The organism is Microbacterium sp. NPDC055683, assembly GCF_053617895.1.
Genome location: NZ_JBSHGQ010000023.1, coordinates 1 through 25786 on the forward strand (window position 1 = coordinate 1; position 25786 = coordinate 25786).

At 73.2% G+C, this 25786-nt stretch carries 23 protein-coding genes, 1 pseudogene and 1 riboswitch; of the genes and pseudogenes, 15 read left to right on the top strand and 9 right to left on the bottom strand.

All coding sequences use genetic code 11. The annotated features are described in order from the left end of the window. Positions 1–28: 28 nt before the first annotated feature. Positions 29–772, bottom strand: a complete 744-nt coding sequence (locus ACWGPF_RS10250; protein WP_452332734.1) for a phosphoglyceromutase — start codon at positions 770–772, stop codon at positions 29–31. A 69-nt stretch (positions 773–841) separates the two neighbouring features. Between ACWGPF_RS10250 and ACWGPF_RS10255 the strand changes: the two genes are divergently transcribed. After that, entirely contained in the window at positions 842–1669 is an 828-nt protein-coding gene (locus ACWGPF_RS10255; RefSeq protein WP_452332735.1) for a class I SAM-dependent methyltransferase, read from the top strand. Between the two features lie 37 nt (positions 1670–1706). On the opposite strand, the gene ACWGPF_RS10260 is transcribed toward ACWGPF_RS10255, so the two are convergent. The 4 genes from ACWGPF_RS10260 to ACWGPF_RS10275 form a co-directional block, all read right to left on the bottom strand. Further along, positions 1707–2825, bottom strand: a complete 1119-nt coding sequence (locus ACWGPF_RS10260; RefSeq protein ID WP_452332736.1) for an FUSC family protein — start codon at positions 2823–2825, stop codon at positions 1707–1709. Positions 2826–2835: 10 nt separating this feature from the next. Beyond that, positions 2836–3942, bottom strand: coding sequence for a CAF17-like 4Fe-4S cluster assembly/insertion protein YgfZ (gene ygfZ, locus ACWGPF_RS10265; RefSeq protein WP_452332737.1), 1107 nt, complete (start codon positions 3940–3942; stop codon positions 2836–2838). Positions 3943–3980: 38 nt separating this feature from the next. Continuing rightward, positions 3981–4583 (bottom strand): FABP family protein, encoded by a 603-nt coding sequence (locus tag ACWGPF_RS10270; RefSeq protein ID WP_452332738.1) that lies wholly within the window; start codon positions 4581–4583, stop codon positions 3981–3983. A 160-nt stretch (positions 4584–4743) separates the two neighbouring features. After that, entirely contained in the window at positions 4744–5034 is a 291-nt protein-coding gene (locus ACWGPF_RS10275; RefSeq protein WP_452332739.1) for a hypothetical protein, read from the bottom strand. 146 nt (positions 5035–5180) lie between these two features. Here ACWGPF_RS10275 and ACWGPF_RS10280 point away from each other — a divergent pair, with 146 nt between their 5' ends. Genes ACWGPF_RS10280 through ACWGPF_RS10300 form a run of 5 tightly spaced genes read left to right on the top strand, consistent with a single transcriptional unit; the run spans position 5181 to position 10741 of the window. Continuing rightward, positions 5181–5882 (top strand): response regulator transcription factor, encoded by a 702-nt coding sequence (locus ACWGPF_RS10280; protein ID WP_452332740.1) that lies wholly within the window; start codon positions 5181–5183, stop codon positions 5880–5882. A 54-nt stretch (positions 5883–5936) separates the two neighbouring features. Further along, positions 5937–8120, top strand: a complete 2184-nt coding sequence (locus ACWGPF_RS10285) for an RNA degradosome polyphosphate kinase (protein WP_452332741.1) — start codon at positions 5937–5939, stop codon at positions 8118–8120. Then, positions 8117–9061 (top strand): NUDIX hydrolase, encoded by a 945-nt coding sequence (locus tag ACWGPF_RS10290; RefSeq protein ID WP_452332742.1) that lies wholly within the window; start codon positions 8117–8119, stop codon positions 9059–9061. The genes ACWGPF_RS10285 and ACWGPF_RS10290 overlap by 4 nt, the downstream gene beginning before the upstream one ends. Before the next feature lie 29 nt (positions 9062–9090). Beyond that, on the top strand, positions 9091–10098 hold the full coding sequence (trpS, locus tag ACWGPF_RS10295) for a tryptophan--tRNA ligase (protein ID WP_452332743.1): 1008 nt from the start codon (positions 9091–9093) through the stop codon (positions 10096–10098). Then, on the top strand, positions 10091–10741 hold the full coding sequence (locus tag ACWGPF_RS10300; RefSeq protein ID WP_452332744.1) for a GNAT family N-acetyltransferase: 651 nt from the start codon (positions 10091–10093) through the stop codon (positions 10739–10741). The genes trpS and ACWGPF_RS10300 overlap by 8 nt, the downstream gene beginning before the upstream one ends. A 203-nt stretch (positions 10742–10944) precedes the next feature. Here ACWGPF_RS10300 and ACWGPF_RS10305 read toward each other — a convergent pair whose 3' ends face one another. Together ACWGPF_RS10305 and ACWGPF_RS10310 are read right to left on the bottom strand one after the other, a co-directional pair. Further along, the gene (locus ACWGPF_RS10305) at positions 10945–11823 is read right to left on the bottom strand and encodes an endonuclease domain-containing protein (RefSeq protein WP_452332745.1); all 879 of its coding nucleotides are present in this window, start codon (positions 11821–11823) and stop codon (positions 10945–10947) included. 245 nt (positions 11824–12068) lie between these two features. Beyond that, positions 12069–12581 (bottom strand): GNAT family N-acetyltransferase, encoded by a 513-nt coding sequence (locus tag ACWGPF_RS10310; protein ID WP_452332746.1) that lies wholly within the window; start codon positions 12579–12581, stop codon positions 12069–12071. 54 nt (positions 12582–12635) lie between these two features. Here ACWGPF_RS10310 and ACWGPF_RS10315 point away from each other — a divergent pair, with 54 nt between their 5' ends. From ACWGPF_RS10315 to ACWGPF_RS10345, 7 genes and pseudogenes are all read left to right on the top strand, one after another. Then, the gene (locus ACWGPF_RS10315) at positions 12636–13499 is read left to right on the top strand and encodes an Fpg/Nei family DNA glycosylase (RefSeq protein WP_452332747.1); all 864 of its coding nucleotides are present in this window, start codon (positions 12636–12638) and stop codon (positions 13497–13499) included. Positions 13500–13563: 64 nt separating this feature from the next. Continuing rightward, positions 13564–13705, top strand: a riboswitch (FMN riboswitch). 58 nt (positions 13706–13763) lie between these two features. After that, positions 13764–14795, top strand: coding sequence for a bifunctional diaminohydroxyphosphoribosylaminopyrimidine deaminase/5-amino-6-(5-phosphoribosylamino)uracil reductase RibD (gene ribD, locus ACWGPF_RS10320; protein WP_452332748.1), 1032 nt, complete (start codon positions 13764–13766; stop codon positions 14793–14795). A 1-nt stretch (position 14796) separates the two neighbouring features. Next, positions 14797–15402: pseudogene (locus ACWGPF_RS10325) on the top strand (riboflavin synthase); the annotation flags it as partial. Between the two features lie 200 nt (positions 15403–15602). Beyond that, on the top strand, positions 15603–16889 hold the full coding sequence (gene ribA, locus ACWGPF_RS10330) for a GTP cyclohydrolase II (RefSeq protein WP_452332749.1): 1287 nt from the start codon (positions 15603–15605) through the stop codon (positions 16887–16889). Then, complete coding sequence (gene ribH, locus ACWGPF_RS10335) at positions 16886–17365, top strand: 6,7-dimethyl-8-ribityllumazine synthase (protein ID WP_452332750.1); 480 nt, start codon at positions 16886–16888, stop codon at positions 17363–17365. Before ribA ends, ribH begins: the two co-directional genes overlap by 4 nt. Positions 17366–17420: 55 nt before the next feature. Next, positions 17421–17771: a Fe-S protein gene (locus tag ACWGPF_RS10340; protein WP_345440599.1), complete on the top strand. Its 351-nt coding sequence runs from the start codon at positions 17421–17423 to the stop codon at positions 17769–17771. A 125-nt stretch (positions 17772–17896) separates the two neighbouring features. Beyond that, positions 17897–19312 (top strand): MFS transporter, encoded by a 1416-nt coding sequence (locus tag ACWGPF_RS10345; RefSeq protein ID WP_452332751.1) that lies wholly within the window; start codon positions 17897–17899, stop codon positions 19310–19312. A gap of 55 nt (positions 19313–19367) precedes the next feature. On the opposite strand, the gene ACWGPF_RS10350 is transcribed toward ACWGPF_RS10345, so the two are convergent. After that, a complete protein-coding gene (locus ACWGPF_RS10350; RefSeq protein WP_452332752.1) occupies positions 19368–20768 on the bottom strand; it encodes a dihydrolipoyl dehydrogenase family protein in 1401 nt (466 codons plus the stop codon). An 82-nt stretch (positions 20769–20850) separates the two neighbouring features. Between ACWGPF_RS10350 and ACWGPF_RS10355 the strand changes: the two genes are divergently transcribed. Beyond that, positions 20851–22704: an ABC transporter ATP-binding protein gene (locus ACWGPF_RS10355; RefSeq protein WP_452332783.1), complete on the top strand. Its 1854-nt coding sequence runs from the start codon at positions 20851–20853 to the stop codon at positions 22702–22704. 34 nt (positions 22705–22738) lie between these two features. After that, the gene (locus tag ACWGPF_RS10360; protein WP_452332753.1) at positions 22739–23815 is read left to right on the top strand and encodes a winged helix DNA-binding domain-containing protein; all 1077 of its coding nucleotides are present in this window, start codon (positions 22739–22741) and stop codon (positions 23813–23815) included. A 98-nt stretch (positions 23816–23913) separates the two neighbouring features. Here the strand turns inward: ACWGPF_RS10360 and ACWGPF_RS10365 are convergent, their stop codons facing one another. After that, the gene (locus tag ACWGPF_RS10365) at positions 23914–25767 is read right to left on the bottom strand and encodes a phosphoenolpyruvate carboxykinase (GTP) (RefSeq protein ID WP_452332754.1); all 1854 of its coding nucleotides are present in this window, start codon (positions 25765–25767) and stop codon (positions 23914–23916) included. Between the last annotated feature and the right edge of the window lie 19 nt (positions 25768–25786).

Consider the following 25786-nt stretch of genomic DNA (forward strand, 5'->3'; position numbering starts at 1 on the left):
GGACGGCGGGGCGCTTCGTCGTCTCGGGCTACTTCTTGCCCTGCGCCGCGACGGCGGCGGCGCCGGCGGCCGCGGCCTCCGGGTCGAGGTAGCGGCCCGGGCCCGTGGGGCGCAGGTCGTCGTCGAGCTCGTACACGAGCGGGATGCCGGTGGGGATGTTGAGGCCGGCGATCTCGTCGTCGCCGATGCCGTCGAGGTGCTTCACGAGGGCCCGCAGCGAGTTGCCGTGCGCCGCGACGAGCACCGTCTTGCCGTCCCTGAGGTCGGGGACGATCTCCGCTTCCCAGTAGGGCAGCAGGCGGTCGATGACGATGGCGAGCGACTCCGTGCCCGGGATCTCGCCGTCGATGCCGGCGTAGCGCGGATCGTGCGTCTGCGCGAACTCGTCCTCGGGGTCGATGACGGGCGGCGGCACGTCGAAGGAGCGGCGCCACTCCATGAACTTCTCCTCGCCGAACTCGGCGAGCGTCTGCGCCTTGTCCTTGCCCTGCAGCGCGCCGTAGTGGCGCTCGTTGAGGCGCCACGATCGCTTCACGGGGATCCACAGGCGGTCGGCGGCGTCGAGCGCGATGTTCGCGGTCTGGATGGCGCGGCTCAGCACGGAGGAGTGCAGCACGTCGGGCAGCACGCCCTGCTCGGCGAGCAGCTCGCCCCCGCGGTGCGCCTCGGCCTTCCCCTGCTCGGTGAGCCGCACGTCGACCCAGCCGGTGAAGAGGTTCTTCTCGTTCCACTCGCTCTGCCCGTGGCGGAGCAGGATCAGGGTGTGCGTCATGCTCCCAGCCTAGCGAGGCGGCGCGCCCGCGCCCGCCGAGATGCCGGTGCGCGCCGCCGGCGCGCGACAATGGACGGCATGCCGACGACCGAGGGACGCCCCACGCGCGGCACGACCGGCACGAACCGCCTGCGGCGCGTGGACCGCTGGATCGCCCGGCATCCCGCCCTGGCGCGCGCGGACGATCCCCTCGTGGTCGACCTGGGCTTCGGCGCGAGCGGCGTGACGGCGTTCGAGCTCGCCGCCCGCCTGCGGCGCGCGCGCCCGGACGTCGCGGTGCGGGGACTCGAGATCGACCCCGAGCGCGTCGCGCGCGCGACGACGCAGCTCGTCTCGGTGCGTGCGGGCAGGACGCCGTTCCCCGCCGACCTCGACGTGTCGTTCGCACGCGGCGGCTTCGAGGTGCCGCTCCCCGGTGGCAGGCGGCCGGCCGTCATCCGCGCGTTCAACGTGCTGCGGCAGTACGACGAGCCCGAGGTGGCGGCGGCGTGGCGGCGGATGGCCGCACGGCTCGCGCCGGACGGCGTGCTCGTCGAGGGCACGTGCGACGAGCTCGGGCGGGTGTGCGCGTGGGTCGACGTCGACCCCTCGGGCGCTCCGCGTCATCTCACGATCTCGCTGCGGCTCGAGGGCCTCGACCATCCCGGCGTCGTCGCGGAGCGGCTGCCGAAGGCGCTCATCCACCGCAACGTCCCGGGCGAGCGCGTGCACGCCTACCTGCGCGCCCTCGACGCGGAGTGGGAGCGCGCGGCCGCGCTCTCCCCCTTCGGCCCCGTGCAGCGCTGGATCGCGGCGGTCGGCGCGCTCCGCGCGGCCGGATGGCCCGTCGCCGGCCGGCGGGGCCGCTGGCGGCTCGGCGAGGTCGCCGTCCCCTGGGAGGCCGTTGCGCCCGCGTGACGGCCGCGGACGCGGTCCGTGGCGGATGCGGGGCCGGTCAGATGCGGGGGATGGCGCGGGACGCCTCCTCGCGCGGCATCCCCGCCGCGATGAGCAGGTCGACGACGAGCGGCCGCAGCGACGCGACGAGCGCGAGGTCGCCCTGCGGGGCGTCCGGGAGGACGTCCGCGGGGTCGAGGCGGGCCGCGATCGCCCGCAGCGCCTCGCGCGCGGGCGGCTCCGCCGCGACGTCGTCGAGGGCGTCGCCCACGAGCGCGGCCGCGCGTCGCACCTCGGCCAGGAGGTCGGCGGGGACCTCACGGGCGACTCCGTCTCGCACGACGTAGGCGGCCCGCCGCGCGACGACGCGGAGGTTGCGGGCGGCGAGGTCCATGTTCTGGAGGACCCGCGCATGCCGCGCGATCTCCATCCGACGCGAGCGCAGGAACGGTGAGAGCGCCGAGACCGCCTGAGCCGACTCCAGCGAGGTGCGCCACGCGTCCACGGGCGCCTGCAGCGCGCGGGCCTTCTCGAGCCCGCGGTCGGCGCGCAGCGCGTCGCCGCGGCGGAGTCCCTGCACGATGCGCTCGGCCGCCGCGTCGAAGCCCGCGAGCACGGTGCGCCCGTCGCGCAGTTCGGCGCTCATGGGGTTGCGCGGGAGCAGCGCCGTCACCGCGATGGCGAGGGCGCCGCCGATCGCCCCGTCGGCGAGCCGCATGAAGGGCAACGGGCCGAGGGGCAGCACGAGGGCGATCGCGGACTGGATGGCGGCCGCCACGGCGAACTGCGGCGAGGGCATGAGGAAGCGCGCGACGACCATCGTGACGGAGAGCGTCAGGGCGAGCTGCCACGGGCCCGTTCCGACGAGGAGCCGCAGCAGCTCGGCGATGAGGATGCCGGTGAGCATCCCCAGCACCGTCTCGAGCACCTTCCGCGGTCGCGCGTCGCGCGCGAGACCGAGGCTCGAGATCGAGACCGTCGCCGCCAGGAGCGGCGACTCGTGGCCGAGGACGAGGTGCGCGAGGAGGAACGCGCCCGTCGCGGCGATGACGATCTGGGCGATGGCGATGGCCGAGCCCCGTACGCGCTCCAGACCGGGGCGCGGCGAAACCCGCCTGCGCCAGGTGACGGGGACGGCGGCCGTGAGGGGCGAGGTCTCGCCGCGGGGATCGGTCACCGTGCCGACGCTACGCCCGCCCGTGCGCCACGGGGCGGCGCGACAGGCGCGTGAGCCGCGGCACCTCGGCCGTCGCCCCCGCGTCGGCGGGCACGACGACCTCCTGAGCGGCCGCGACACGGGCGTCGCCGACCGTGACGACGAGCGTCTCATCGGCCGCGACACGGCGCGCCACGACGGCGAGCGCGATGGGCCCGAGCTCGTGGTGACGCGCCGCGGACGTGATGCGCCCCACTTCGACCTCACCCGCGAGCACGGCGTCCCCGTGCGCGGGCAGCACGGAATCGCTGCCGTCGAGGTGCAGCAGCACGAGCCGCCGCGGCGGATGGCCGAGGTTGTGCACCTTGGCGACCGTCTCCTGGCCGCGGTAGCACCCCTTCGCGAGATGCACGGCGCTCCTCAGCCAGTCGGTCTCGTGCGGGATCGAGCGCTCGTCGACCTCGCCCGCCCATCTCGGCCGCCAGGCCGCGATGCGGAGCGCCTCCGCCGCGAGGAGGCCCGCGGGCGGCAGCTCGGCCAGGCGCCGCCATCCGTCCTCGTCGACGACGGCCTCCTCCCACGCCAGTTCGGCGCCGGGATGCGCCGCCGTGTCGGCGTACTGCCATCCGCCCGGCGCGACCCCCGTCCACGGGTCCTGCCAGACGATGGCGGCACCCGCCGGGCGGATGGCCGCCGCGACGGCCGCCGCGGCCGCATCGCCTCCCGCGACGAAGCCCGCGACCCGCAGCTCGGGGCGCGCGGCGACCTCCACCTGGGCGCGGAACCGCATCATCCCGAGCCACTTCGCGAGGCCGGGCGCATCTCCCCCGTCGACGACGAGCCACGTCGTCGCGCCGTCGTCGACGACGGCCGCGGCATGCTCGACGCGTCCCTGCGGGTCCAGGACGAGCAGCTCGGTGCTCTCACCGGGCGCGAGCCCCGTGAGCGCCTGCGACGTGATCGAGTCGAGCCAGGTGAGACGGTCCGGTCCCGAGACGGAGACGACAGCACGGTCGTCGCGCGGGACGATCGCCGTGCCGCCGGCGAGCAGCCGCTGCTCGCGGACGGGGTCGCCGAAGTGGGCGATCCCGTCATCCGAGGCGACGGCACCGGGGAGCGAGGAGAAGACGTCGGTCATGCACCCATTCTCCGCCCCCGACGGGCGGGGTGGGCGCGTCAGGCGACGCGCGCGAGACGCGCTGAGGCGTGCGAGCCGAGCTCGCGCCCGAGCGCCGCGATGTCCCACGCCCACAGCAGGTGGTCCTCGACGAGCCCGTACAGGCGGGTCGCGGCGGCATACGGCTTCGCCGACGCCGTGCGCACCACGGCATCCGTCGCGAGATCGATGCGCGGGCCCGCCACCCGGCCGAGGTAGAGCTCGCTCACCCCGTCGGAGTGCACGAGTCCGACCTCGATCTCGAAGCCGTCGGCCGTGCGGAGACGCTCGACGTCGTCGGCCGTGCGCTCGGGAGCCTTTCCGAGGGCGGGGAGCAGGCCGGGGCCCGCAGACGCGTCGTCGGCGGGACGCGCGAGCCGCCAGAACCCCGTCTCCGCGACGAGCTGCTGCGCGTCGCGCCCCTCGCCGGGGAGCGTCCGCGCCGTCGCGGCGTAGTTGAGGAAGGGCCCTCCGTCGTGGCTGAAGCTCACGCGGTGCGTGAACTCCGCCTCGTAGTGCACGTCGCCCACCCGGTAGTCGACGACGCCGGTGCCCTCCCAGACGCCGATCAGCCACGACAGCGGCACGAGATCGGCTGGCAGGCCCATCGGGATCTCGATCACGAGGGTCCGACCGGGCTCAGCGCTGGCCGCGGAAGAGGTTGACGATGACGGCGCCGGAGCAGAAGGCGATCGCGAGGCTCGCGAGGCCGAGCAGGCCGACGAAGAACAGTTCGAGGGCGACGAGGTCCATGCCCCCACTCTAACCCCTCGCGGAGCGGTGTCAGGCGGGCGCGATCGCGGCGAGGGCGAAGACGAGGGAGACGGCCCCCATGACGACGACCGCGCCGACCGCGGACGCCGCGACGCGCACGATGAAGCCGTGCGCCTCGCCCATCGCGAGGTTGACGGCGAACGCGACGAGCAGGGCGAGCCCCGCGCCGGCGCCGAGCCATCCGGCCCGTTCCGGCGACGGCGCGAACAGCCCGATGCCGATCGCGGCGATGGCGCCGAACAGCCATGAGACGACGATCGGCGCCGGCGAGCGGCGCGGCACGAGCACGGGTTCGGTCACGCGTCCATTGTCGCCCGACGCCCCGCCCATCCGGGCAGCGGGACGCGCGCGTCGCACGAGCCGGACCCGCTGCGTCTCAGCCCGCGCCCAGGAAGCCCTATCATCGGAACCACGGTGCGGACCCCCGCCGCCCGAAAGGATGTCGCTTGGCTCAGCTCCTCGTGCTCAGCTCCGCCCCCGGCGGAGGCCCCGCCCTGCCCGCGCTCGAGCTGCTCAGCCATCGCGTGCGGCAGATCCCGGCGGAGCCCGCTCAGCTCGTGAACGCGCCCAACGCCGACGCGATCTTCATCGACGCGCGCTTCGACCTCGTCGGCGCGAAGTCGCTGTGCAAGATCCTCACGACGACGGGCATGGACGCGCCCCTCGTCCTCATCATCACGGAGGGCGGCCTCACGGCGGTCTCCCCCGACTGGGGCGTCGACGACGTCATCCTCGCGACGGCGGGGCCTGCGGAGGTCGACGCGCGCATCCGGCTCGTGATCGGCCGGCAGACGACCGAGCAGGTGTCCAGCCGCATCCAGACGTCGGGCATCACGATCGACGAGTCCTCCTACTCGGCCAAGGTGCACGGGAAGCCCCTCGACCTCACGTACAAGGAGTTCCAGCTCCTCCACTTCTTCGCCACGCATCCTTCCCGCGTGTTCACCCGCGAGCAGCTGCTCAGCGAGGTGTGGGGCTACGACTACTTCGGCGGCACGCGCACGGTCGACGTGCACGTGCGGCGCCTGCGCGCGAAGCTCGGCGATCTCGAGCAGCTCATCGGCACCGTGCGCAACGTGGGCTACCGGTTCAACGTCTACGAGGACGACCAGGTCCCGGCGCCCAAGTCGCGCGCCGAGGTCGACTGACCCGACGCGCGGCGCGTTCACGCATCCGTCACCGAGCGGTGCCAGGATAGGCGCATGACGGACGCGCCCCTGGTCGATCCCGGCTTCGACACCGAGGACGACGACTTCGACGAGATCGTCGAGAAGCACGACGCCGAGCTGCCAGAGCACCGCTACATGGACCGGGAGCTCAGCTGGCTCGCGTTCAACAACCGCGTGCTCGAGCTCGCCGAGGATCCGTCGCTGCCGCTCCTCGAGCGCGCGAACTTCCTCGCCATCTTCGCGAGCAACCTCGACGAGTTCTTCATGGTGCGCGTGGCGGGCCTCAAGCGACGCATCGCGACGGGCCTCGCCCTGCCGACCAACATCGGCACGGCGCCCATGAAGGTGCTCTCGAACATCTCCGACCTCGCCCACACCCTCCAGGCGCGCCACGCCGAGGTCTGGAACGAGGACGTCAAGCCCGCGCTGTCGGCCGAGGGCATCGACTTCGTGCGCTGGGACGAGCTGGACGACGGCGAGCGCGCCTACTTCTACGACTACTTCCAGTCGCAGGTCTTCCCCGTCCTCATGCCCCTCGCGGTGGACCCGGCCCACCCCTTCCCCTACATCTCGGGGCTCTCGCTCAACCTCGCCATCCGCATCCGGAACGCCCGCACGGGCCGCGAGGAGTTCGCGCGCCTCAAGGTGCCGCCCATGCTGCCGCGCCTCGTGCCGGTGCCCGCGAAGCCCGACGCCCCCGAGAGCATCCGCTTCCTCGCCCTCGAGGACCTCATCGCCGAGAACCTGGACGACCTGTTCCCCGGCATGGAGATCCTCGACCACCACGCGTTCCGCCTCACCCGCAACGAGGACGTGACGATCGAGGAGGACGAGTCCGAGAACCTCATCCAGGCGCTCGAAGCGGAGCTTCTGCGGCGTCGGTTCGGCCCGCCCATCCGCCTCGAGATCACCGAGGACATGGACGACGTCACGCTCGACCTCCTCGTCCGCGAGCTCGACATCTCCGAGCAGGAGGTCTACCGCCTCCCGTCTCCGCTCGACCTGCGCTCGCTGTTCGGGATGGGTCGGATCGACCGCCCCGAGCTGAAGTACACCCCGCACCTCCCTGTCACCCCGCTCGCCTTCCAGCCGGCCGACGCCGACTCGAAGCACGCACGCGCCGACGTGTTCGCGGCCATCCGCAAGGGCGACGTGCTCGTGCACCACCCGTACGAGTCGTTCGCGACGAGCGTGCAGGCGTTCCTCGAGCAGGCGGCGCGCGACCCCCACGTGCTCGCCATCAAGCAGACGCTCTACCGCACCTCGGGCGACAGCCCCATCGTGCAGGCGCTCATCGACGCCGCGGAAGCGGGCAAGCAGGTGCTCGCCCTCGTCGAGGTGAAGGCGCGCTTCGACGAGGCCAACAACATCGAGTGGGCCCGCAAGCTCGAGAAGGCCGGCGTGCACGTCGTCTACGGCCTCGTCGGCCTCAAGACCCACTGCAAGCTGGCGCTCGTCATCCGCGAGGAGAAGGGCCTGCTCCGGCACTACACGCACGTCGGCACGGGCAACTACAACCCGAAGACGAGCCGCATCTACGAGGACTTCGGCCTGTTCACGTGCGACCCCGAGGTCGGCCGCGACGTCACGCGCCTCTTCAACGAGCTGAGCGGCTACGCGATCGAGAAGAAGTTCAAGCGCCTGCTCGTCGCCCCCCTCCACCTGCGCAAGGGCCTGCTGCGGCTCATCGAGCGCGAACGCCGCAACGCTCTCGCCGGCAAGCCGGCACGCGTGCGCATCAAGGTGAACTCGATGGTGGACGAGCAGATCATCGACGCGCTCTACCGCGCGTCCATCGCGGGCGTGCGCGTCGACGTGTGGGTGCGCGGCATCTGCAGCCTGCGCGTCGACCTGCCCGGCGTGAGCGACAACATCCGCGTGCGCAGCGTGCTCGGCCGCTACCTCGAGCATGCCCGCATCTTCGCCTTCGCCAACGGCGGAGACGAGGAGGTGTACATCGGCAGCGCCGACATGATGCACCGCAACCTGGACCGCCGCGTCGAGGCGCTCATCCGCGTCGTCAAGCCCTCGCACATCGCCGAGCTGGGCGCCTTCTTCGACCTCGCGATGGACGACTCCTCCGCGACCTGGCACCTCGGCGCGGAGGGCGTGTGGACGCGCCACCATGTCGACGCGGAGGGCAGGGCGCTCGCCGACGTGCAGGATCGCACGATGGCGACGATCCAGCGACGGCGGCGCCCGCGCGCGACCCGATGAGCGCACGCCCCCGCCCCGTGTACGCCGCGGGCTGCGTCGTGTGGCGCGAGCTCGACGGCGAGCTGCTCGTGCTGCTCGTGCACCGCGGCAAGTACCGCGACATCTCCCTCCCCAAGGGCAAGCTCGACCCCGGCGAGATGCTCGCGCAGACCGCCGTCCGCGAGATCCACGAGGAGACCGGTCTGCGCGTCTCGCTCGGGCCGGCCGTGGGCCGCTCCGTGTACCTCCAGCCCTCGGGGCGGGAGAAGATCGTGCAGTACTGGGCGGCGGAGGCGACGGCCGAGGCCATCCGGGCGTCGACGTTCGTGCCCAACAAGGAGATCGCGGGCATCGAGTGGGTCACGGTGCCCGCGGCGCGGGAGCGCCTCAGCTACCCGGTCGACCAGGAGATCCTCGACGGCTTCGACCGGCTGCGGCGCGCGGACGGGCTGCGCACGTTCCCCGTCGTCCTGCTGCGGCACGGCAAGGCGCTCGCACGGGACGACTGGGACGGCGCCGACGCCGACCGACCCCTTCAGGAGCGCGGCCGTGAGCAGGCGAAGGCCGTCGTCGGGGCGCTCGCGGCGTTCGGCGTGCGCAAGATCGTCTCGAGCTCGGCGGAGCGCTGCGTGAAGACGGTGACGCCGCTGTCGAAGGCGCTCGGGCGCCGCATCGTGGAGACCGACGCCCTGGGAGAGGAGGCGTTCGTGGCGGGCACCGCCGACGTGCGCGACGTCGTCGGGCGCCGCGTGCGGTCGGGCAAGCCCGCCGTGCTGTGCAGCCACCGTCCGGTGCTGCCGACGATCGCCCGCGAGCTCGCGCTCGCCACGGGCACGGTCGGCGACCGCCACCTCGACGCCGCGTCGACGCTCGAACCGGGATCGTTCTCCGTCGCGCACATCTCCGCATCGCACCCGGGCTCGGGCATCGTGGCGTTCGAGACCCACTCCCCCGGGATCTGAGGCGCGGCGCCCGCGCCTAGAATCAACGGGTGACTCAGAAAGCGCGCCTCTACTCGGGAATGCAGCCCTCCGCCGATTCGCTCCAGATCGGCAACTACATCGGGGCCCTCCTGCAGTGGCGCGACATGCAGGACACCTACGACGCGTTCTTCTCCGTCGTCGACCTGCACGCCCTCACGCAGCCGAACGACCCGGCCGAGCTCCGCGAGAAGACCCGCCGCACGGCCGCGCAGTACATCGCCGCGGGCATCGAGCCCTCGAAGTCGACGCTCTACGTGCAGTCGCACGTCCGGGCCCACGCCGAGCTCGCCTGGATCCTCTCCACGATCACGGGCTTCGGCGAGGCCGGGCGGATGACCCAGTTCAAGGACAAGTCGCAGCGCTACGGCAGCGACCAGACGAACGTCGGCCTGTTCACGTACCCGATCCTCATGGCAGCGGACATCCTGCTCTACCAGACGCACGTCGTGCCCGTCGGCGACGACCAGAAGCAGCACGTCGAGCTCACGCGCGATCTCGCCGAGCGCTTCAACGCCCGCTACGGCGAGACGTTCCGCGTGCCGCAGCCGGTCATCCAGAGCGAGACGGCGCGCATCTACGACCTGCAGAACCCGACGGCGAAGATGTCGAAGTCGGCTGAGTCGCACGCGGGTGTGCTGTGGCTGCTCGATGACGTCGACGTGACGGCGAAGAAGATCATGCGCGCCGTCACCGACAACGAGGGTGTCGTCGCCTACGACCGCGAGAGCAAGCCGGGGGTGTCCAATCTGCTCACGATCTACGCGGCGCTCACGGGCCGGCAGATCCCGTCGATCGAGGACGAGTACGCCGGCCGCGGCTACGGCGACTTCAAGAAGGGCCTCCGCGACGTCGTCGTGGCGGAGTTCGAGCCGGTGCGCACGCGCGCGCTCGAGCTGCTGGACGACCCGGCGGAGCTCGACCGTCTGCTGGCCGTCAACGCGGGCAAGGCGGAGTCCGTCGCCGACGCGACGCTGCAGGACGTCTACGATCGCGTGGGGCTGCTGCGCCGTGCGTGAGACGCTGGCCCTGCGCACCGCGCGCCTCGAGCTCGTCCCGCCCTGCGCCGACGACGTCGACGCCATACACCTCGCCTGCCAGGACCCGGCCGTGCAGCGCTGGACGGCCATCCCCTCCCCGTACACGCGCGACGATGCGGCGGCGTTCGTCGCCCGCTCGATCGAGCGGAGCCGCACGGGCGAGGAGTGCACATGGGCCGTGCACGACGCGGAGGGGCTCGTCGGGATGATCGGCCTCCACCGCATCGCCGACGGCGCGGCCGAGATCGGCTACTGGATGTCCGCGGAGGCGCGCGGACGCGGTTACGGCGCGGAGGCGGGGTGCGCCGTCGTCGACTTCGCGCTCGGCCCGATGCGACTCGAGCGCATCGAGTGGCACGCCGTCGCGGGCAACGAGGCGTCGGCGCGGCTCGCCCAGTCGCTCGGCTTCCGCTTCGAGGGCACCCGGCGCGACGGCCTCCGCACCGACGGACGCCGCGAGGACGCCTGGATCGCCGGGCTCGTGTCGACGGACGACCGCATGCCCGTGGAGTGGCCCGTGCTCGCCCCGCGCACGGCCCCGCTGCGGGTGCGACGCCGTCGCCCCCGGCCCGCCCGGACCTCCGCGCCGCGCACCGCCGCCTCCATCGCGCTGCAGGGGTAGCCGGCGCGTCGGGACACCGCCGCCTCCGTCGCGCTGCAGGGGTAGCCGCCGCCTCGGGACACACCGCAGGAGTTCCGGTCGCTGGGCCGGGACGGTCGCCGCGATTCGCGGCGACCTGGCGGGGACGAGCCCCGGATGCCCTGCGCTGTGTCCGCCGACGCCGGTGGAGGGATGTCCCGCTGCGCCGCGATTCGGGCCGTTGCTCAACCCTGGCGAAGCGCGCCGCACTCGAGCAGCCCGCGGACGGCTTCGACGAGCCGCCACGGCTCGTCGAAGATCATGCGAGCCGTCACGCGCACGCAGGCGTATCCGCAGCGTGCGAGGGCGAGATCGCGCCGGCGATCCTCGACCTGTGCCTCCCAGCCGGTGTGGAACTCGCGACTGTCGCACTCCACGACGATCCAGCCGTCCACGACGAGGTCGACGCGCCCCACGCCGGAGATGCGGACCTGCACGTCCACCGGTCTGCCGAGCACCCGCAGCGCGAGCCGCGCCAGGGTCTCGGGACCCGACTCGGCGCGGCCGTCGACGAGGGGCCGGAGAACGGCGTAGCGATCGGGCAGGAACGCGAAGACGGCGTCGAGGTCGCGCTCGTCGACGACGCCGAGGAAGAGCGCGCTGTCGATCGTCGCGACAGCGTCTCGCGGAGACTGGCACCGCACCGCCTGCGCGAGGCCGGCGACGGGATCGGAGAGCATCTCCGCGGCCTCGGCGCGGTCGTCGCGCCAATGGACGACGACGCCGCCGTCCGACGCGAGCGGACGCCGACGCTCGTCGGGGGACCCGAGTCGGCCGCCGTTCGCGGGCACCTGGATGTGGAGGTGGCCCGCGCAGCGGACGAACACGCCGCGCTCGGCCATCGCCGAGATGCAGTCGAGGCGGCCCCCAATGCGCCCGGCCTGCTGGACGGCGGTCGACTCGCCGCCCGACAGGTAGACGTCGCGGCGAGCGCGCACGAGCAGTCCGTGCTCGAGGGCCCGTCGAATGCCGCGTCGCCCGAGCCCCCGCGCCCGCAGATCGGCATACGATTCGGCTCGCGGCACGCGACCCGCCTTCGCCCGACGCTCCGTGCTCGTGACCATGACCGCATCGTCTCTGGTCGAGGACACGCGGCACCGCCATCCGCGGCATCTGGGGACGCTCCACCCCCGGTCGGGCGGCTGTGCACGGGACGTCGGCCCCTGCCATCCGCACGGCGCGGCCGGGTTCGGCGAGCACACCGCAGGACATCCGGCCGCTGGGCCGGGACAGTCGCCGCGATTCGCGGCGATCGACCGAGCTTCCGCCCAGGATCTCCTGCGTCGTGCCCGCGGGCCGTCGGCGCGACTCAGCGCACGGCGTAGGTGAAGCCGAGGTGCGAGCCGGTGAAGCCGAGGCGCTCGTAGAAGCGGTGGGCGTCGACGCGCGCGGCGTCCGACGTGAGCTGCACGAGCGCGCAGTCGAGGACGCGCGCCACATCCTCCATGACCCAGCGCATGAGCGCCGTGCCGATGCCGGTGGAACGCAGATCGCTCCGCACCCGCACCGCCTCCACGAGCAGACGCGAAGCGCCGCGCCGGGCCATGCCGGGGATGCGCGTGAGCTGCAGCGTCGCGACGAGCGCCCCCGCGCCGTCGACCGCGACGAGGAGCGCGTTCGACGGCTCCGCCTGGATGGCCGCGAGCGCATCCGCGTAGCGGGCGCGGTCGCCCGGGGCCGCGACATCGCCGCGCGCCGCGCTCACGGGGTCGTCGGCGAGCAGGTCCATGAGCGCGTCGAGGTCGGACGGATCCGCCGGGCGGACCGTGACGGCGCCGATGCGCGCCTCGAGTTCGACCGGGAGGACGAGGTCGGCGATCATCCCGACAGTCTGCCAGCCGTTGCGGATGCCGGCGGCGCCGCGGAGGATGGGGTCATGCCCGAGATGCCCGAGGTGGAAGGACTCGTCCGCTTCCTGCGGGCACGCGCGACGGGGCTCGCGATCACGCGCGTGCAGGTCGCCGCGATCGCCGCGCTGAAGACCTACGACCCTCCCGTCGACGCCCTCGTCGGCATGCGCGTCGAGGGCGCGGAGCGCCACGGCAAGTTCGTCGACCTGCGACTGGATGACGGCGCCCATCTCGTCTTCCATCTCGCGAAGGCCGGATGGCTGCGCTGGAGCGACGCGCTTCCCGCGACGGTCGTGAAGCCCGGCCGCTCGCCGATCGCGCTGCGCGTCGGGTTCGACGACGGCTCGGGTTTCGACCTCACCGAGGCCGGCACGAAGAAGTCGCTCGCGGTGTACGTTGTGCGCGACCCCGCCGACGTGCCAGGCGTCGCGCGCCTCGGCCCCGACCCGCTCGGCGCGGGTTTCGACCGCGACGCGCTCGCCGCCCTCCTGCACGGCCGCCGCACGCAGATCAAGGGCCTGCTCCGCGACCAGTCGATCGTGGCGGGCATCGGCAACGCCTACTCCGACGAGATCCTCCACGCCGCCCGGATGTCGCCCTACGCGCTCGCCGCGACCCTCGGCGACGACGACGTCGACAGGCTCTTCGACGCGCTGCGCACGACGCTCGCGGATGCGGTCGAGACGGCGTCGGGCAAGCCGCCCGCCGAGCTGAAGGACGCCAAGCGACGCGGGATGGCCGTGCACGCGCGATCGGGAGAGGCCTGCCCCGTCTGCGGCGACGCCATCCGCAGCGTCTACTTCGCCGACACCGACTTCCAGTACTGCCCCACCTGCCAGACGGGCGGGAGGGTGCTCGCCGACCGGAGGCTGTCGCGGCTGCTGAAATGAGGCGACTCATGCGCGCCGGGGAATAACGACCCCCGACCGCGGTTGGCTATGCTGAGTGCAGAGATACGTGCTCCGGGGTCGGTGAGAATCCGAACCGGCGGTGACAGTCCGCGAACCCCTTCCTCGGGAGGGGCCGATCCGGTGGGATTCCGGAACCGACGGTGATGCAGGCGCAGCCTGCGAGTCCGGATGGAAGGAAGCACGCGATGACGTCCTTGCGAGGGCGCCGTTCGCGAACCCCGACGCGTCGAGACGGAGGTTCGGATGGCGATCAGCGAGGCGGAGCGACGGGCGATGTCCCGCGCGCTCGAGCTCGCCCGGCGGGGACCGCGAAGCCGCAACCCCCAGGTGGGCGCCGTCCTGCTGTCGCCGGAGGGCGAGACGCTCGCGGAGGGCTGGCACCACGGCGCGGGGACGCCGCACGCCGAGGTCGACGCGCTGTCGCAGCTGGCGCCGGGGGCCGCGCGCGGCGCGACCGCCGTCGTCACGCTGGAGCCGTGCAATCACACCGGCCGCACGGGGCCGTGCGCCCAGGCGCTCATCGAGGCCGGCGTCGCACGCGTCGTCTACGCCCTCGACGACCCGGGCGACGTCGAGAGCGGGGGCGCCGACAGGCTGCGCGCCGCGGGAGTGTCGGTCGAGAGCGGCCTCCAGGCAGACGACGCGCATGCGCTGCTCTCCTCGTGGCTCGACGTGCGCGCGCTCGGCCGCCCCCGCGTCACCGTGAAGTGGGCGCAGAGCCTGGATGGCCGCGCCGCCGCCGCCGACGGCACGAGCCGCTGGATCACGGGGCCCGAGGCCAGAGCCGACGTGCATCTTCGCCGCGCTGCGGCAGACGCCATCGTCGTCGGGACGGGGACGCTGCTCGCCGACGATCCCGCGCTCACGGCGCGCGACGGCGACACGCTCCACGCGCACCAGCCCGTCCCGGTCGTCATCGGCTCGGCGGCCATCCCGCACGGCGCCGCCGTGACCCGTCATCCGCGCGAGCCGCTACACTACGCGACCCGTGACCTCGGCGCCGTGCTCGACGACCTGCTCGACCGGGGTGTGCATCGCGTGTTCATCGAGGGCGGGCCCACGCTCGCGAGCGCGTTCCTCGCCGCCGACCTCGGCGACGAGGTCCTCGTCTACCTCGCCCCCACCCTCATCGGCGGGCCGCGGCTCGCCGTCGGCGATCTGGGGGTCGACTCGATCGACGCCCAGCGGCGCCTCTCGATCGACGCCGTGGAACGTCTCGGCGACGACCTGCTCATCATCGCGCGCCCCGGCGCACGGCCAGAAGGAGGCCACTGACATGTTCACCGGCATCATCGAGGAGATCGGCCGCATCACGGCGATCGAACCGTCCGGCGACGGCGTGCGGCTGAGCCTGCACGCCCCCGCCGTCGTGGTCGACGCCCATCACGGCGACTCCATCGCCGTGAGCGGCGTGTGCCTCACGGTCGTCGACTGGGACGCCGACGGCTTCACGGCGGACGTCATGCGGCAGACGCTCGACATGTCGACCCTCGACGGGGCCGTCGTGGGGACGCCGGTCAACCTCGAGCGCGCGACGGCATCGGGCGGACGGCTCGGCGGCCACATCGTGCAGGGGCACATCGACGGCACCGGTGCGGTCGTCGACGTGCGACCCGGCGAGCAGTGGCGCGTCGTGCGCGTCGCGCTCCCCGCGCATCTCGCGCCCCTCGTCGTCGACAAGGGTTCGATCGCGGTCGACGGCGTCTCCCTCACGGTGAGCGCCGTCAGCCCCGCCTACGAGCCGTCGCCCTGGTTCGAGGTGTCGCTCATCCCCGAGACCCTCGCCGCGACGACGCTCGGCGGGCGCCGTGTCGGCGATGCCGTGAACCTCGAGACCGACATCCTCGCTCGTCACGTGCAGCGCCTGCTCTCCTTCGGAGCGGCGGCGCAGGGCACGACGGCGGCCGGTGCCGGGGCCCCGGTCGCGGCGGTCTCGGCGGGCGCGCCGCAGCCCGGCCCCGGCCGGGGCGCCCTCCGCGCCCAGCGCGCGGCGGGCACGGGCGAGGAGACCTCCTTCGCCACCTACGACGTCCCCGCGGCCGACTTCGTCGTGCTGCGGACCCCCGCGGAAGGACCCACGCGATGAGCCTCGCGAGCCAGCTCTCCCCCCTCTCCGACGCGATCGAGGCGCTGCGCGCCAGGCGCCCCGTCATCGTCGCGGACGACGAGAACCGCGAGAACGAGGGCGACGTCATCCTCTCGGCTCAGCTCGCGACGCCCGAGGCGATCGCGTGGGCCGTTCGATACTCCTCGGGATTCCTCTGCGCGCCCATGCCGCGGGAGTGGGCCGACCGGCTCGACCTGCCGCCCATGGTGGCGGTCAACGAGGACGCCCGCTCCACGGCCTACACCGTGAGCGTCGACGCGGCCGACGGCGTGACGACCGGCATCAGCGCGCACGACCGCGCCCGCACGGTCAACGTGCTGGCCGACCCCTCGTCGACGCCGACGAGCATCATCCGGCCAGGGCACATCCTGCCGCTGCGGGCGGTCGACGGCGGCGTGCGCGAGCGCGCCGGCCACACCGAGGCCGCGGTCGACCTCATGAAGCTCGCGGGCCTGCAGCCCGTCGGCGTCATCGGCGAGATCGTCGCGGAGGACGGCGACATGATGCGCCTCCCCGGGCTCCTCGAGCTGGGAGCGCGCGAGGGCATCCCCGTCATCACGATCGAGCAGCTCATCGCGCACCTGCACGAGAACGAGCCGACGGAGGCGCCCGCGGTGCCGTTCCGTCGCCAGGTGAGCCTGCGCGCCGACTCCACGGTGCCCACCTCCCACGGCGTCTTCCGCTTCCTCGCGTACAAGGACCGCGTCACGGGCACCGACCACCTCGCGGTCGTCAAGGGCGACCTGAAGGACGGCGCCCCGCTCGTCCGCGTGCACTCGGAGTGCCTCACGGGCGAGGCGTTCGGCTCGCTCAAGTGCGAGTGCGGCCCGCAGCTCGACGCCGCGCTCGACGCCATCGAGCAGGACGGCGGCGTCGTCATCTACATGCGCGGCCACGAGGGCCGCGGCATCGGCCTCATCAACAAGCTGCGCGCCTACGCGCTGCAGGAGCGCGGCTACGACACGGTCGACGCGAACACGGCGCTCGGCCTGCCCGCCGACGCGCGCGACTACGCGGCGGCCGCCGGGATCCTCGCCGACCTCGGCGTCGAGCGCATCCGCCTGCTCACGAACAACACCGACAAGGTGGACCAGCTGCGCGCGCTCGGCCTCGACGTCGCCGAGCAGGTGCCGCTCATCGTCGGCGTCGGACCGAACAACCACCAGTACCTCGAGACGAAGCGCGACCGCATGGGTCACATCATCGGGGAAGAGGCGCTCGCGCAGGCGGTCGCCCGGATGCACGAAGGAGCACAGCAGTGAGCGGCAAGGGAGCGCCCGAGCAGGGCGGCATCGCAGGAGACGGCCTGACGGTCACGGTCGTGGCCGGTACCTGGCACGAGCAGATCACGGACGGGCTCATCGCCGGAGCGCGCCGCATCCTCGAGGAGGCCGGAGCGGACTGGTCGCTCGTGCGCGTACCCGGGTCGTTCGAGCTCCCCGTCGTCGCGAAGGCCGCGCTCGACGGGGGTGCCGACGCCGTCGTCGCCCTCGGCGTCATCATCCGCGGCGGCACTCCGCACTTCGACTTCGTCTCGAACGCGGCGACGGACGGCCTCACGCGCGTCGCCCTCGACACCGGAAAGCCCGTCGGCTTCGGCGTGCTCACCCTGGACGACGAGCAGCAGGGCATCGACCGCGCCGGCCTCCCCGGCTCGAAGGAGGACAAGGGGGCGGAGGCAGCGGATGCCGCCATCCGCACCGCGCTGACCCTGCGGGACCTGCGCGGCAGGGGCTGAGCGACTAAGGCTCCCCTTGCTTCTACATCACGTAGAAAACCCCTAGGGTGGCGCCATGGAGATCCTGCGCAGCATCGTCCTCGTCGTCCACCTCGTCGGCTTCGCCACCCTCTTCGGGGCCTGGCTCGTCGAGGCGGTGAACAAGCGCACGCAGGTGACGCGCCTCATGCACTGGGGACTCGCGATCGCGGGCGTCGCCGGCCTCGCGCTCGCCGCACCGTGGGGCATCGACCATCCGCTGAACTACGCGAAGATCGGCGTGAAGTTCGCGATCCTGCTCGCAATCGGCGCCCTCCTCGGCATCCTCGCCGCGCGGCAGAAGCGCGGTGCGCAGATCGCCGCTCCGCTCTTCTGGGCCGTGGGCATCCTGACCCTCGCGAACGCCTCGATCGCGGCGATCTGGTGAGGCGCGCGGGCTGAGCACTCCGCTCAGTACTCCGATCGCAACGGGCCGCCCGCTGCGCACTGCGTGCGCGACGGGCGGCCGTCCGCGTCTTCCTGCGCGATGCGGGCATAGGATGGACGATCGTCATGAAAACCGCACCCGCCTCTCCCCCCTCGAAGCCCGCGAACTCCCGCAGCCGTGTCATCACGGCGAGCCTCGTCGGCACGACGATCGAGTTCTACGACTTCTACGCGTACGCGACCGCCGCCGTGCTCGTCTTCCCCGCGCTGTTCTTCCCGACGGGCAACGAGACCACGGCGCTGCTGGCGTCGTTCGCGACCTTCGGCGCCGCCATGCTCGCCCGCCCCGTCGGCGCCATCGTGTTCGGCCATTTCGGCGACAAGCTCGGACGCAAGGCGACGCTCGTCGCATCGCTGCTCACCATGGGCATCGCGACGTTCCTCATCGGCGTCCTCCCCACGCACGCCCAGATCGGCGCATGGGCGGCGCTCCTGCTGCTCATCCTCCGACTCGCGCAGGGCTTCGCGCTCGGCGGCGAGTGGTCGGGCGCCGCGCTCGTCGCGACCGAGAACGCCCCGGCCGGCAAGCGCGCCCTCTACGGCACGTTCCCGCAGCTGGGCGCCCCCATCGGCTTCATCATCGCGAACAGCCTCTTCCTCGTCATCAACTTCCTCATGCCCGCCGAGGGCGGCGCGGCCTCCGAGGCGTTCCTCGCCTGGGGGTGGCGGATCCCGTTCCTGTTCTCCGCCGTCATGGTCATCATCGGCCTGTGGGTGCGCCTCAAGCTCGTCGAGTCCGACTCGTTCGTGAAGGCCGAGAAGCGCGGGGCCATCCAGAAGTTCCCGCTCGGCGCGACGGTCCGCAGCCACTGGCGACCGCTCATCCTCGGCACGTTCTACATGCTCGCGACGTACGTGCTCTTCTACCTCATGACGAGCTTCACGCTCGCGTACGGCACGCGGCCCACGGCGGCGCCCGAGGGCGCCGACCCCGCCGCGTTCGTGCCGGGCCTCGGCTTCACCTACGTCGACTTCGTGCTCATGCAGATCATCGGCGTCGTGTTCTTCGGCCTCTGCACGCTGCTGTCCGGTCCGCTCGCCGACTCCATCGGCCGCCGCAAGCTCCTCATCTGGGTCACCTCCGCGATCATCGCGTTCGGCCTGCTGTTCGTGGTCTTCCTCCTGCCGCAGGGCGACGCGAAGTTCACGGGTGCGCTCGTGCAGGCGTTCCTCATCTTCGGCTTCCTGCTCATGGGCATGACGTTCGGGCCCATGGGCGCGCTGCTCCCCGAGCTGTTCCCGACGAACGTGCGCTACACCGGCTCCGCCATCTCGTACAACGTCGCGTCCATCCTCGGCGCGGCCGTCGCGCCGTCGATCGCCCTCGGCCTGTGGGCCCTCGGCGACGGCAACCCGTGGCTCGTCGGCGTGTACCTCGCCGCAGCCGGCGTGCTCACCCTCGTCGCGCTCCTCCTCGGGAAGGAGACGAAGGACGTCGAGCTCGACGACGACGCGCCCGTCGCCGCGACGGCTCGCCGCTGATGCCGACGTGAACGGCAGAGGCACCCCGTCCTCCCGGACGGGGTGCCTCTGCCGTTCACAGCCCGTACGCCTCCAGCAGGCGCAGCCACACCTCGCTCATGGTCGGATACGACGGCACCGCGTGCCAGAGCCGCTCGAGCGGGACCTCGCCGACGACGGCCACGGTCGCGGCGTGCAGCAGCTCGGCGACACCGGGTCCGACGAACGTGACGCCGACGAGCACGCCGCGCTCCTCGTCGACGACCGCGCGCGCGGCCCCCGCATAGCCGTCCGCCGTGAGGGACGCTCCCGCCACCGATCCCAGGTCGTAGTCGACCACGCGGATGGGGATGCCCTGCTCCTCCGCCTGCGCCGCGGTGAGCCCCACCGACGCGACCTCGGGGTCGGTGAAGACAACCTGCGGCACGGCCGCGTGATCGGCGGTCGCGGCGTGCGCCTGCCACGGGCGGTCGCGCACCTCCTCGCCGCGCGCGCGGGCGACGATGACGTCGCCCGCCGCGCGCGCCTGGTACTTGCCCTGGTGGGTGAGGAGTGCGCGGTGGTTCACATCCCCCGTCGCGTAGAGCCAGTCGGTGCCTGCGACGCGGAGCGTGTCGTCGACCGCGAGCCAGGAGCCCGGCTCGAGGCCGACCGTGTCGAGGCCGAGATCGGCCGTGCGGGGCACGCGCCCCGTCGCGACGACGACCTCGTCGACTTCCACGGCCTCGCCGCCCGCGAGCTCGATGCGCACGCCGCCGCTCTCCCTGTCCACGCGCGACGGGTGCGCGCCGAGGCGCACCTCGACACCGCGGTCGCGCAGCGCCTGCGTCACCCGTTCCCCCGCGACCGGCTCGAAAGCGGACAGCAGGCCCGATCGGGCGAGCAGAGTGACGCGGGCGCCGAGGTCGGAGAGGAACGTCGCGGCCTCCGCGGCGACGACGCCGCCGCCGATGATCGCGACGCGACCGGGAACCTCCTGCAGCGAGGTCGCCTCGCGGCTCGTCCACGGCCGGGCGTCGGCGAGCCCTGCGATGTCGGGCAGCAGCGCGGCCGATCCCGTCGCGACGACGACGGCGCGGCGCGCGATCAGCGTGGTGTCGCCATCCGCACCCGACACGACGACGCGCCGCTCACCCGCGAGCCGGCCGTGGCCGCGGACGAGGCCGATGCCCGCGCCCTCGACCCAGCGCACCTGGCCGGAGTCGTCCCAGCCGCTCGTGAAGCCGTCGCGACGGCGCAGCACCGCTGCGGGGTCGAGCGCGCCGCCCTCGACGCCTGCGGCCCGCGCGGCGCGGAGGGCCGCGCCCGTGCGCAGCAGGGCCTTCGAGGGCATGCACGCCCAGTAGGAGCACTCGCCGCCGACGAGTTCCGACTCGACGAGCACCGCCCCGAGGCCGCCCCGCACCACGCGATCGGCGACGTTCTCGCCCACGGGGCCGGCGCCGATCACCACCACATCCGTCTCGCGCACTGTCATGCTCCGACGGTACCCGCGGCCCGGCCGGACGCGGAGACCTTGACAGTAGGCTGGTTCGCGCCGCCGGCAGGAAAGCAGAGTCATCGTGAGCGACACCCGCAGATCCCCGTTCACCCGCCCTCGCGCGGAGGACGGCCCCCGTGCGTCGTTCCGCCAGCTGCTCCCGTTCCTCCTCGAGCACCGCGGCGTGCTCGTCGCCGTGGCGGTGCTGAGCATCATCGAGGCGGTCGCGACGCTCGTGCAGCCGCTCCTCATCGGCGAGGTGATCGGCCGCGTCGAGACGGGCACGGCCCTCGGATGGCTCCTGTGGGGTCTCGTGGGGTTCGTCCTGTTCTCGAGCGCCGTCGGGGCGTACCAGCACTTCCTCCTGCAGAAGACGGGCACCGCGGTCGTCTACTCGAGTCGTCGTCGCCTCATCTCGCGCATCCTCCACCTCCCCGTCCGCGAGTTCGACGCCCGGCGAACGGGCGACCTCGTCTCGCGTGTCGGCTCCGACACGACGCTCCTCTACGCCGTGCTCACGCAGGGGCTCGCCGACAGCGTCGGCAACGCCCTGCTCTTCGTCGGCGCGCTCATCGCGATGGCGTTCATCGACCCCGTGCTGCTGCTCGCGATCGTCGGCGTCCTCGCGGTCTCGGCCGCGTCGGTGGGGCTCCTCTCCGGCCGCATCCGGGCGGCGTCGGCGGCGCAGCAGGAGGCGGTGGGCGCGCTCGCGAGCGGCGTCGAGCGCGCGATCGGGTCCATCCGCACCGTGCGCGCGTCAGGCGCGACCGACCGTGAGGAGGAGGCGGTGGGGGCCATGGCGACCGACGCCTACCGCGCGGGCATCCGCGTCGCGAAGGCCTCGGCGCTCGTCGTGCCCGTGGCGGGCATCGCGCTGCAGGCGTCGATCCTCGTCGTGCTGGGCGTCGGCGGCATGCGCGTCGCCTCGGGCGCCCTGTCGATCGCGAGCCTCGTGACGTTCGTCATGTTCCTCTTCCTGCTCGTGATGCCCCTCGCCTCGGCGTTCGGGGCGATCGCGAGCGTGGGACAGGCGCTCGGCGCGCTCGGCCGCATCCAGGAGGTGCTCGACCTCCCGACGGAGGACGCCGACGACCGCGTCGCGGCGGACGCGTCGCCCGTCGAGGGCGCGCCGGCGATCGCGTTCCGCGACGTGCGCTTCTCCTATCCCGCGGCCGCGGTCGCCGCCCGGGAGGAGGCCGCGCAACGGGCCCAGGTCGCGCACCTCGAGCTCGCTGATGCGCCGGCGGGCGACGGAGAGGTGCTCCGCGGCGTCTCCTTCGACGTGCCGCGCGGATCCCGCATCGCCCTCGTGGGCCCGTCGGGGGCGGGCAAGTCGACCATCCTGTCGCTCGTCGAGCGCTTCTACGACCCGACGGGAGGGGCCGTCCTGCTCGACGGGGTGGACATCCGCGATCTCCCCCGCGAGCGGCTGCGCGCGTCATTCGGCTACGTCGAGCAGGATGCGCCCACGCTCGCGGGCACCCTCGCCGACAACCTCCGCCTCGCGTCGCCCGACGCCTCCGACGACGACTGCGACCGCGTGCTCCGGGCCGTCAACCTCGGAGACGTCGTCGACCGCGGGCCGCTCGGCATCGACACCCCGGTCGGAGAGGACGGCGTCATGCTGTCGGGCGGCGAGCGGCAGCGCCTCGCGATCGCCCGTGCGCTCCTCGCCGCCGCGCCCATCCTCCTGCTCGACGAGTCGACCTCGTCGCTCGACGGCGTCAACGAGCAGCGGATGCGGGAGGCGATCGACGCCGTCGCCGCCGGCCGCACGCTCATCGTGATCGCGCACCGTCTCTCGACCGTCGTCGACAGCGACGCCATCGTCGTCCTCGAGCGCGGCCGCGTGATCGGCATCGGCACGCACTCCGAGCTCGTCCGCGACGTGCCGCTCTACCGCGATCTCGCGAAGCACCAGCTGCTCGTCTGATGCGCTCGTCGGCGGTCGAGGGCAGGATGGCCGCATGGATCCCCTCGCACTCCGGCGGGCGCGCCTGCGCCATCATCGGCTGAACGCTCCGGCGCGCTCCGTGGCGGACGCCGCCCGTCATCTGACGGCGACCCAGTCGCAGGACCTCTGGGGCGGCCGGCTCGCGCTCGCGAGCCGCACGCGCGGCGCCGCCGTCTCTCACGTCGACCGCGCCTACGACCGCGGCGCGATCGTGCGCGCGTGGACGCAGCGCGGCACCCTGCACGCCGTGGCCGCGGACGACCTCGCCTGGATCCTGTCGGTGACGGGGCCGCGCATGCTCGTGCTCGAGGAGCGGCGGATGGCGGACCTCGGTCTCTCGCGCGACGACGTCGCCCGCGCCGAGGCGGTCGCGCGCGGAGCACTGCGCGGCGGTGGACGCCTCACCCGCGCCGAGATCGCCGCGGTGTGGGAGAGCGGCGGTGTCGCGACGTCGGGGCAGCGGACCTACCACCTCATCGCGGCGCTCGCCGTCGCCGGCGTCGTCGTGTGGGGTCCCGTCGTGCATCGGGCCGGCGTCGAGCCGCGCGAGCAGCACCTCGTGCTGGCGGAGGACTGGATCACCGCGTCGGCGGCTCCCGCCGACCCCGAGGCCGAGCTCTTCGTCCGCTACATCGCCGGCCACGGGCCCGCCACCGTGCGCGACTACGCGTGGTGGGCGGGGCTCGCCCTCACTCCCGCGCGCGCCGCTGCGGAACGCGCCGCCGACCGCGTGCGCACCGTGGCGGACGAGGGCGGCGATCCCCTGTTCGCGGCACCGTCGCCGCCGCGGGCGAGCGCGGACGCCCCGCGCACGATCGCGCTCCCCACGTTCGAGGAGTACTACATCGCGTACGCCGACCGGGGCCGCGTCTGCACGCCCGAGGTGCTCGCCGCCGCGGGGCCGGGCACCAACGGCATGGTGCGCCCCGTGATCGTGCACGACGGCGAGATCATCGGCCTGTGGCGGCCGCCCGCCATGGCCGTGCGTGCGACGGGAGAGGCGTCCTTCGAGCTCCTCGAGGGCGCGGACGGCTCCCCGGAGGATGTGCGGGAGGCGGTCGAACGCGCCCTGCACCTTCTGCGGTCCTGACGATGAAGCGGCCCGCCCCGGATCGGAACGGGGCGGGCCGCTGAGGTGCGTGCGTCCGGCGTGCGGTCCGGGCGACGCGGCGGGGCCGTCTGTGCGGGTCAGGCCTCCGCGGTCTGGAGGCGCTCGCGCAGCGCGTCGAGCTGCGCGCGCAGCTCGACCGGCACGCGGTCGCCGAACGTGTCGTAGAACTCCTCGGTGAGATCGGCCTCCGCGAGCCACGACGCCGGGTCGACGGCGAAGAGCTCGTCGAGGTCGGCCTGCGGCACGTCGATGCCGTCGAGATCGAGATCGGCGACGAGCGGCAGCAGGCCGATCGGCGAGGGCACCGCCTCCGCCTCGCCCTGCAGGCGGCGGATGATCCAGTCGATGACGCGCGAGTTCTCGCCGAAGCCCGGCCACAGGAAGCGCCCGTCGGCGCCCTTGCGGAACCAGTTCACCTGGAACACACGAGGCAGCTGCGGGGCCTGTCGACCCATCGCGAGCCAGTGGCCGAAGTAGTCGGCCATGTTGTATCCGCAGAAGGGCATCATCGCGAAGGGATCGCGCCGCAGCTCGCCGACGACGCCCTCGGCGGCCGCCGTGCGCTCCGACGAGATCGTCGACCCGAGGAAGACGCCGTGCTCCCAGTCGAGCGCCTCGACGACGAGCGGGACGTTCGTCGCGCGGCGCCCGCCGAAGAGGATGGCGTCCAGCGGCACCGCCTCCTCCCAGTCGGCGGCGATGGAGGGCGCCTGCGCGGCGCTCACCGTGAACCGCGAGTTCGGGTGGGCGGCGGGGCGCCCCGCATCGGGCGTCCAGTCCTCGCCCTGCCAGTCGACGAGGTGCGCGGGCGGGTCGTCCGTCAGCCCCTCCCACCACACGTCGCCGTCGTCGGTGAGCGCGACGTTCGTGAAGAGGACGTTGCCCCACAGCGTCTCGACCGCCGTGACGTTCGTGGACGCCCCCGTTCCCGGCGCGACGCCGAAGAAGCCCGCCTCGGGGTTGATGGCGTGGAACCGCCCGTCGGCTCCGGGCCGGATCCACGTGATGTCGTCGCCCAGCGTCTCCACGCGCCATCCCGGGATGGTCGGGCGCAGCATGGCGAGGTTCGTCTTGCCGCACGCCGAGGGGAACGCGGCCGCGACGTGGTACGCCCGGCCCTGCGGGTCGATGACGCGGATGAGCAGCATGTGCTCGGCCATCCAGCCCTGGTCGCGCCCCAGGACGGAGGCGATGCGGAGGGCGTAGCACTTCTTCGCGAGGATCGCGTTGCCGCCGTAGCCGGAGCCGAACGACCACACCTCGAGGTCGTCGGGGAAGTGGACGATGTACTTCTCGTCGTTGCACGGCCAGGCCGCGTCGGCCTGCCCCGGCTCGAGCGGGGCGCCGACGGAGTGCACCGTGCGGACCCAGGGCGCGCCGTCGGCGATGAGGCGCGTGACGTCGTCGCCGACACGCGTCATGATCTCGATCGACACGACGGCGTACGGGCTGTCGGTGAGCTGCACGCCGAGCTGCGACAGCGGGCCGCCGACCTTCCCCATCGAGAACGGCACGACGTACATCGTGCGCCCGCGCATCGACCCCTCGAACAGCGGGCGGATGGTCGCGCGCATGTCGTCCGGCGCCGCCCAGTTGTTCGTCGGCCCGGCGTCCTCCTCGCGCGCCGAGCAGATGTAGGTGCGCGATTCGAGACGCGCGACGTCGCCAGGGTGCGAGCGTGTGAGGAAGGAGTTCGGGCGCTTCTCCGGGTCGAGGGGGATGAGTGTCCCGTCGGCGACCATCTGCGCCGTCAGCGCGGCGTTCTCCTCGGCCGAGCCGGAGACCCAGTGCACGCGGTCGGGCTGCGTGAGGCGGGCGACCTCGTCGACCCAGGCGGCGAGCGCGGTCATGCCCGCGCCCTCGTAGGCGGGTCGGGCGCCGATCTCGGCGAGGTCGTCGCGTCGGGGGGCGAGAGGTTCGGCGATCGCCATCAGAGCTCCTCGGTGTCAT

Bases quoted from the DNA above. Each gene is read 5' to 3' on its own strand.
- ACWGPF_RS10310 (WP_452332746.1), bottom strand. From the start codon at position 12,581: ATGATCGCCGACCTCGTCCTCCCGGTCGAACTCGAGGCGCGCATCGGC.
- ACWGPF_RS10305 (WP_452332745.1), bottom strand. From the start codon at position 11,823: ATGGTCACGAGCACGGAGCGTCGGGCGAAGGCGGGTCGCGTGCCGCGA.
- ACWGPF_RS10350 (WP_452332752.1), bottom strand. From the start codon at position 20,768: ATGACAGTGCGCGAGACGGATGTGGTGGTGATCGGCGCCGGCCCCGTG.
- ACWGPF_RS10345 (WP_452332751.1), top strand. From the start codon at position 17,897: ATGAAAACCGCACCCGCCTCTCCCCCCTCGAAGCCCGCGAACTCCCGC.
- ygfZ (WP_452332737.1), bottom strand. From the start codon at position 3,942: ATGACCGACGTCTTCTCCTCGCTCCCCGGTGCCGTCGCCTCGGATGAC.
- ACWGPF_RS10290 (WP_452332742.1), top strand. From the start codon at position 8,117: ATGAGCGCACGCCCCCGCCCCGTGTACGCCGCGGGCTGCGTCGTGTGG.
- ribD (WP_452332748.1), top strand. From the start codon at position 13,764: ATGGCGATCAGCGAGGCGGAGCGACGGGCGATGTCCCGCGCGCTCGAG.
- ribA (WP_452332749.1), top strand. From the start codon at position 15,603: ATGAGCCTCGCGAGCCAGCTCTCCCCCCTCTCCGACGCGATCGAGGCG.
- ACWGPF_RS10285 (WP_452332741.1), top strand. From the start codon at position 5,937: ATGACGGACGCGCCCCTGGTCGATCCCGGCTTCGACACCGAGGACGAC.
- ACWGPF_RS10315 (WP_452332747.1), top strand. From the start codon at position 12,636: ATGCCCGAGATGCCCGAGGTGGAAGGACTCGTCCGCTTCCTGCGGGCA.
- ACWGPF_RS10255 (WP_452332735.1), top strand. From the start codon at position 842: ATGGACGGCATGCCGACGACCGAGGGACGCCCCACGCGCGGCACGACC.
- ACWGPF_RS10360 (WP_452332753.1), top strand. From the start codon at position 22,739: ATGGATCCCCTCGCACTCCGGCGGGCGCGCCTGCGCCATCATCGGCTG.
- ACWGPF_RS10365 (WP_452332754.1), bottom strand. From the start codon at position 25,767: ATGGCGATCGCCGAACCTCTCGCCCCCCGACGCGACGACCTCGCCGAG.
- ACWGPF_RS10340 (WP_345440599.1), top strand. From the start codon at position 17,421: ATGGAGATCCTGCGCAGCATCGTCCTCGTCGTCCACCTCGTCGGCTTC.
- ACWGPF_RS10250 (WP_452332734.1), bottom strand. From the start codon at position 772: ATGACGCACACCCTGATCCTGCTCCGCCACGGGCAGAGCGAGTGGAAC.